Below are 6,531 nucleotides of genomic sequence, written 5' to 3'. Positions count from 1 at the left end.
GGCATGGCCATCGTCCTTTCCTTCATTCTTTCCCTTACCCAATCATATGAAAACAATGAAAGAAATGTGCTCCATTTATTCAAATGGGAAAATGGAGGGAACAAATAACAAGGTCAAGCTGATGAAACATCGGGGATACGGATACAGAAATATCCAGCGTTTTGCATTGTGGGTTCGGCTAGAAACAGCTAACATACTTTCATGACAGGTGCAAGTACAACTTTTGGTGATGAACCTTTCTATAAATATTTGAATTTACGAGAAAAAATAATAGAGAATATTGAATTTACAAAAAAAAATGATAGAATATTATCTAAATATTATATATAGTCTAAAATTTATTAATACTAACAAAAGGGAGAAGGACACATTGGCAAAGCAAACGTTACTGGAAATTGAGGGGCTGCGAGTCTCTTTCCGCATCGGTGATGACTATTATGCGGCGGTCGACGACGTTTCGCTGGCGATCGGAGAGAACGAAGTCGTCGCTCTCGTCGGGGAGTCGGGTTGCGGCAAAAGCGCACTCGCTTTGTCGATCATGGGTCTCCACCCGCCCGAAAAGACAAAAATTGAGGGGCGCCTGCACTTTAAAGGGACAAATTTGCTGTCGCTCTCCGTTGCCGAACTCAATCGCATCCGCGGCAAAGAAATCGGGATGATCTTTCAGGATCCGTTAACGGCGCTCAATCCGCTCATGACGGTCGGCCGGCAGATCGAAGAAAGCATGGATTACCATCTGCGGCTGTCAGCAGCCGAAAAAAAGAAGCGAACGATCGTCTTGCTTCGCAAAGTCGGCATTCCGGAGCCGGAAAAGGTGTACCACCGTTATCCGCACGAGTTGTCCGGGGGGATGCGGCAGCGGGTCGTCATCGCGATCGCCATCGCCTGCGAGCCCGCCCTGCTCATCGCCGATGAACCGACAACGGCGCTTGATGTGACGATTCAGGCGCAGATCATAGGGCTGCTCAAAGAGTTGCAGCGGCAAATGAAAACGAGCATTATTTTAATCACGCATGATTTGGGGGTGGTGGCGGAAATGGCGGACCGTGTGGCGGTCATGTATGCTGGGGAAATCGTTGAGTTAGCGGACGTCGATACCATTTTTCACCGTCCGCTTCATCCATACACCCGCTCATTGTTGCAGTCGATCCCGTCTGCGCAGACGAAAAAGGAACGACTCCACGTCATCCAAGGGATTGTTCCGCCGCTGCATAAACTGCCGCGACGCGGCTGCCGCTTCCAGCCGCGCATCAGCTGGATTGGGGAGGATAAGCACGAATCGGATCCGAAGTTGCGGGAAGTGGAGCCGGGGCACTGGGTGCGTTGCACATGTTACCAACATTTTTATTTTCCCGATGATCAAAAGGTAGGTGGAATCGGCCATGGCGCTTCTTAACGTCAACCATTTGAAAGTATACTATCCGGTGCGCGGCGGTTTTTTTCGCCGGGTGGTCGACCATGTCCGCGCGGTGGACGATGTCAGTTTCACGCTGAACAAAGGGGAAACGTACGGGCTCGTCGGCGAGTCCGGCTGCGGCAAGACGACGACAGGGCGCACGATTATCGGTTTGATCCGCGCCATGGCCGGGGAAGTGCTGTTTGAAGGGACGGATTTGACAAAGCTTCGCCGCCGCGAGTTTCATCCGTATCGGAAAGACATCCAGATGATTTTCCAAGATCCGTATTCTTCGCTCAATCCGCGCAAACGTGTGCTCGACATTGTCGCCGAGCCGCTCCGCAATTTTGAACGCCTGTCCCCGCAAGAGGAGCGGCAGAAGGTGCAATACGTTTTAGAGCGGGTCGGCTTGAGCGCGGAGTCGATTTACAAATATCCGCATGAATTTTCCGGCGGACAGCGCCAACGCATCGGCATTGCGCGGGCGCTCACGCTCAATCCGAAGCTCATCATCGCCGATGAGCCGGTGTCGGCGCTTGATGTGTCGGTGCAGGCGCAAGTGTTGAATTTCATGAAAGAAATCCAGCAGGAGTACGGGCTGACGTATTTGTTCATCAGCCATGATTTAGGGATCATTCGGCATATGTGCGACCGCATCGGCATTATGTACCGCGGCCGGCAGGAGGTGCTTCGCCGCGAAGTGGAAAAAGAGTATGAGCAGTCGTATTCCCGCTATTTTGATGCAAACGGCCGGGCTCACCCGCTCAAGCCGATTTCGCCGACGCACTCGGTGGCCATTCCGTAAAGAGGGGAGGACGGGAAGATGCTGAAATTTATTTTACGGCGAATCCTCATTATGATTCCACAATTGTTTTTGCTGAGCGTCCTCATTTTCTTGCTGGCGAAGGCGATGCCGGGCGATGCGCTGACGGGACAGCTGGCGACCAACCCGAAAATGGATCCGCAGACGCTTGAGGAAATGCGGGAAAAACTTGGCTTGAATGATCCGGTACATATTCAATACATCCGTTGGGTGAAAAACATGCTGCAAGGGGATCTCGGCCTTTCCTATACCCACCAGCAGCCGGTCACTGATCTGCTGGCCGGACGGATCGGGAATACGGTGTTGCTGTCGGCGGCGATTTTAATTTTGACGTACCTGATTGCCATTCCGCTTGGCATCGTGTCGGGGCGATGGACAGATACATGGGCTGATAAGCTAGTCGTCGGCTACAGCTATCTCGGGTTTGCCACGCCGCTGTTCATTTTTGCTTTGGTCATGCTGTTTATTTTCGGCTTTCACCTTGGCTGGTTTCCAACCGGCGGCAGCGTGGACGTTCAGGTCGAGGAAGGGACGCTCGCTTACTATTTAAGCAAATTGAACCATCTCATGCTTCCGGCGTTGTCGGGAGCGCTCATCAATACGGTCGTTACGATTCAATATTTGCGCAGCGAAATCGTCGATACGAAAGTGAAAGATTTCGTGAAAACGGCGCGGGCGAAAGGCGTGCCGGAGCGGCACATCTATTGGCGCCATATTTTGCGCAATGCGTTTTTGCCGATCGCGGCGTTTTTAGGGTATGAGATCACCGGGCTTGTCGGCGGTTCCGTGTTTTTGGAGTCGATCTACAGCTATCCGGGGGTTGGCCAGCTGTTTTTGCAGTCGATTATGCAGCGGGATTACAGCGTCGTGACGGCGCTCGTCATGATTTCCGGCCTGGCGACGCTGGTGGGCACGCTGTTGTCGGACATCATTTTGAGTGCGGTCGACCCGCGCATCCGGATTGAGTAGGGAAGGAGGAAGGTAGCTGACATGAAAGCGGAAATCAGCGGCCCAACACCGGCCGGAGCGAACATCGAGAAAAGCCCTTCCGCCTTTTCGATCATGTGGCGGGAGGTGGTTCGGGATCGGCTCGCGCTTGGTTCGCTCATCATTTTAGGAATCCTTTTGTCGATCGTCTATGGCGTGTCGCTCTTTTTGGATCAAGAGGAAATCGTGAAAGTGGATTTTCTTTCCATCTATTCTCCGCCGTCAGCGGAACACTGGCTTGGCACAGACTACGGAGGGCGCGACGTGTTTGGCCAGCTCATCATCGGCGCCCGCAATTCGTTTACGATCGGGCTGGCCATTACGCTCATCACTGGGGCGATCGGCCTCATTGTCGGATTGGTGGCCGGCTATTTTGGCGGCTGGATTGACAATGTCATTATGCGCATCATCGATTTCATTCTCGTTCTGCCGTTTTTGATGCTCGTTATTGTTTTTGTCGCCATTGTGCCTAAATATAATGTATTGACGTTCATTTTGATCATGAGCGCGTTTTTGTGGACGGGCAAAGCCCGGCTGATCCGCGCCAAAACGCTGGCCGAGCGCGAGCTGGATTATGTCAGCGCGTCAAAAACGCTCGGCACGCCAGATTGGAAAATCATTATTTTTCAAATTTTGCCCAACCTCAGCTCGATCATTATCGTCAATTTGACGTTAAATTTGGCGGGCAACATTGGCATCGAGTCCGGGCTCACGTATCTTGGCTTCGGGCTGCCGGAGAGCACGCCGAGCTTAGGGACGTTGGTCAGCTATGCGACCAACCCGGATGTTTTGCAAAACAAATGGTGGGTTTGGTTGCCTGCGTCATTGCTTATTTTAGTGATGATGCTGTGCATAAATTTCATCGGCCAAGCGCTGAAACGTGCGGCTGATGCAAGACAACGACTAGGATAAGGGGGAAGAAAATGTGAAGAGAAAATGGCTGGCGGCTCTCGCCGCGCTCTTGCTCGTGCTCGCCGGGTGCACGGGCAAATCCGACACAACGAGCGGAAAGGGCAACAATAACGAAAAACCGGCGGCTCAGAAGGAAGACATCAGCAAATTCCCGATGACGGTGAAAAACGACGGGAAAATCATCGATGGCGGCGTGTTGAAATACGGCCTTGTGTCCGATACGCCGTTTGAAGGGACGCTCAGCTATGCATTCTACACCGGAGCGCCCGACGCAGAGATTTTGCAATTTTTTGACGAGTCGCTTTTCCGGACGAACGGTGACTATGAAATTACAAATGATGGGGCTGCCACGTATGAGTTGTCGGATGATAAAAAGACGATGACAATCCGTATTAAAGACAATGTGAATTGGCATGACGGCCAGCCGGTGACCGCTGAAGACTTGGAGTATGCGTATTTGGTCATCGGCCATAAAGATTACACCGGCGTCCGTTATGGCGATGCGCTCATCCAAGGGATCGTCGGGATGGAAGAATATCACAGCGGCAAAGCGGATAAAATTTCCGGCATTAAAGTCATCGACAAAAAGACGTTGACGATCACATGGAAACAGGCCAATCCGTCGGTGTTGACTGGCATTTGGGCGTATCCGCTGCCGAAGCATTACTTGAAAGACATTCCGATCAAAGACTTGGCGAAATCGGATAAAATCCGGAAAAACCCGATCGGGTTCGGTCCGTTTAAAGTGAAGAAAATCGTTCCGGGCGAGTCGGTAGAGTTTGTCCGCAATGATGACTACTGGGCTGGCAAACCGAACTTGGAAGGCGTCATTTTGAAAGTCGTCAGCCCGCAAGTCGTCCTGCAAGCGCTGAAAAAAGGCGAAATTGACGTCGCTGAGTTCCCGACTGACCAATATTTGAACGCGAAAGGGACGAAAAACATTCAGTTCATCGGTAAAGTGGATTTGGCGTACAACTATATTGGCTTTAAACTCGGCCATTGGGATGCGAAAAAGCAGGAAAACGTAATGGACAATCCGAAATTCCAAAACAAAAAACTGCGCCAAGCGATGGCGTATGCCATCAACAACCAAGAGGTGGCTGACCGCCTGTATCATGGCTTGCGCTTCCCGGCGAACACGCTCATTCCGCCGTCGTTCCCGGGCTATCATGACAGTTCCATCAAAGGATATACGTACAATCCGGAAAAAGCGAAACAATTGCTGGATGAAGCGGGATATAAAGATGTGGATGGCGATGGCCTCCGCGAAGATCCAAACGGTAAAAAATTCAAGATCAACTTCTTGGCGATGAGCGGTGGGGACATCGCTGAACCGCTGGCCAAATTTTATATGCAATGCTGGAAAGATGTGGGCCTCGATGTTCAGCTTGTAGACGGACGCTTGGCGGAGTTCAACTCCTTCTACGATATGGTCGAAAAAGACGATCCGAAAGTGGATGTCTACGCCGCCGCTTGGGGAACTGGAACGGACGTCGACCCGTACGGATTGTACGGCCGCGACGCCATGTTCAACTACTCGCGCTGGGTGAATGAGAAAAACGATGAACTGTTGGAAAAAGGCCATTCCGAACAGGCGTTTGACAAAGAATATCGTCGGAAAATTTACAGTGAATGGCAAAAGTTGATGAACGAAGAAGTGCCGGTCATCCCGACGTTGTATCGTTCGGTCATTTATGCCGTCAACAACCGTGTCGCCAACTTTACGGTTGACCCGAGCTCGAAGCTGACGTGGAAAGATGTCGGCGTCACGTCCGAGCAACCGGAAGTCGAACAATGACGATTGTTGCCTTTGATGATGTACGATAAGATAGAAGATAAATTGTATACGTCTTATCAAGAGTGGGCGAGAGAACGGGCTTGATGACCCCACAGCAACCTGCCGCAGGCAAGGTGCTAACACCCGCAAAGCGGTTTCGCTTTGGATGATAAGAACGGCTCATGGCCCCTTTCGCATCATTCCGAGGCGAAAGGGGTTTTTTTGTCGATGGGAGGTGAAGGAGAAACAGTGGAGGAGGCGGTTTCGCTCCGCGCTTGCATGGCCGCTCATCTCCGTGCCGCAGCGTTCGCCGTTTGTGTCATGCGCTGCGTGCAGGCGGAGCTCATCCGGTTTGACTCTAAGGCGGCGGTGCATGTCGACCGTCCGGATTTGCCGACGGAAGGAAAAGTGCACCATGTGGCGAGCGGTTGTACTTTTCCAGTTGTTCCGATTTACAGTACAGATGAGTTAGTAAGCGAGCCGATTTTTAATTGGTGAATAGAAATCGTTTGTTGAACGTACACATTCATCGTCCCACCTCGCTAGGCGTTTCCAACGACATTGCTATCGGCAATATCGCGGTCGTTTGTATTTGTGTTGCTATATTGATTGTAGATATGCAAGCCGTCCCCCGTA

At 51.6% G+C, this 6,531-nt stretch carries 7 protein-coding genes, 1 pseudogene and 1 riboswitch; of the genes and pseudogenes, 6 read left to right on the top strand and 2 right to left on the bottom strand.

Annotated elements, in window-relative coordinates; translation table 11 throughout:
* The 6 genes from ABEV15_RS12265 to opp4A form a co-directional block, all read left to right on the top strand.
* Positions 1–205: transposase (locus tag ABEV15_RS12265; protein ID WP_498853370.1), on the top strand; the 205-nt coding region annotated here is incomplete at its 5' end.
* Between the two features lie 165 nt (positions 206–370).
* Complete coding sequence (locus tag ABEV15_RS12260; RefSeq protein WP_498853369.1) at positions 371–1,396, top strand: ABC transporter ATP-binding protein; 1,026 nt, start codon at positions 371–373, stop codon at positions 1,394–1,396.
* Positions 1,383–2,201 carry an ATP-binding cassette domain-containing protein gene (locus tag ABEV15_RS12255; RefSeq protein WP_498853368.1) on the top strand — a complete coding sequence of 273 codons (819 nt, stop codon included), beginning with the start codon at positions 1,383–1,385 and terminating at the stop codon, positions 2,199–2,201. Before ABEV15_RS12260 ends, ABEV15_RS12255 begins: the two co-directional genes overlap by 14 nt.
* An 18-nt stretch (positions 2,202–2,219) precedes the next feature.
* Positions 2,220–3,188 carry an oligopeptide ABC transporter permease gene (gene opp4B / locus ABEV15_RS12250; RefSeq protein WP_429635477.1) on the top strand — a complete coding sequence of 323 codons (969 nt, stop codon included), beginning with the start codon at positions 2,220–2,222 and terminating at the stop codon, positions 3,186–3,188.
* Positions 3,189–3,209: 21 nt separating this feature from the next.
* On the top strand, positions 3,210–4,118 hold the full coding sequence (locus ABEV15_RS12245; protein WP_014195526.1) for an ABC transporter permease: 909 nt from the start codon (positions 3,210–3,212) through the stop codon (positions 4,116–4,118).
* 13 nt (positions 4,119–4,131) lie between these two features.
* On the top strand, positions 4,132–5,916 hold the full coding sequence (opp4A, locus tag ABEV15_RS12240) for an oligopeptide ABC transporter substrate-binding protein (protein ID WP_498853367.1): 1,785 nt from the start codon (positions 4,132–4,134) through the stop codon (positions 5,914–5,916).
* A 50-nt stretch (positions 5,917–5,966) separates the two neighbouring features.
* Positions 5,967–6,071: riboswitch (SAM riboswitch) on the top strand.
* A gap of 279 nt (positions 6,072–6,350) precedes the next feature.
* Here the strand turns inward: opp4A and ABEV15_RS12235 are convergent.
* A pseudogene (locus ABEV15_RS12235) lies at positions 6,351–6,425 on the bottom strand (spore germination protein GerPB); the annotation flags it as partial.
* Between the two features lie 12 nt (positions 6,426–6,437).
* Positions 6,438–6,531: spore germination protein (locus ABEV15_RS12230; protein WP_498853371.1), on the bottom strand; the 94-nt coding region annotated here is incomplete at its 5' end.

This window comes from Bhargavaea massiliensis (assembly GCF_050480245.1).
Lineage (GTDB): Bacteria > Bacillota > Bacilli > Bacillales > Anoxybacillaceae > Anoxybacillus.
Note: the sequence above shows the minus strand (reverse complement) of the source record. Positions and strands in the feature narration are given on the sequence as shown.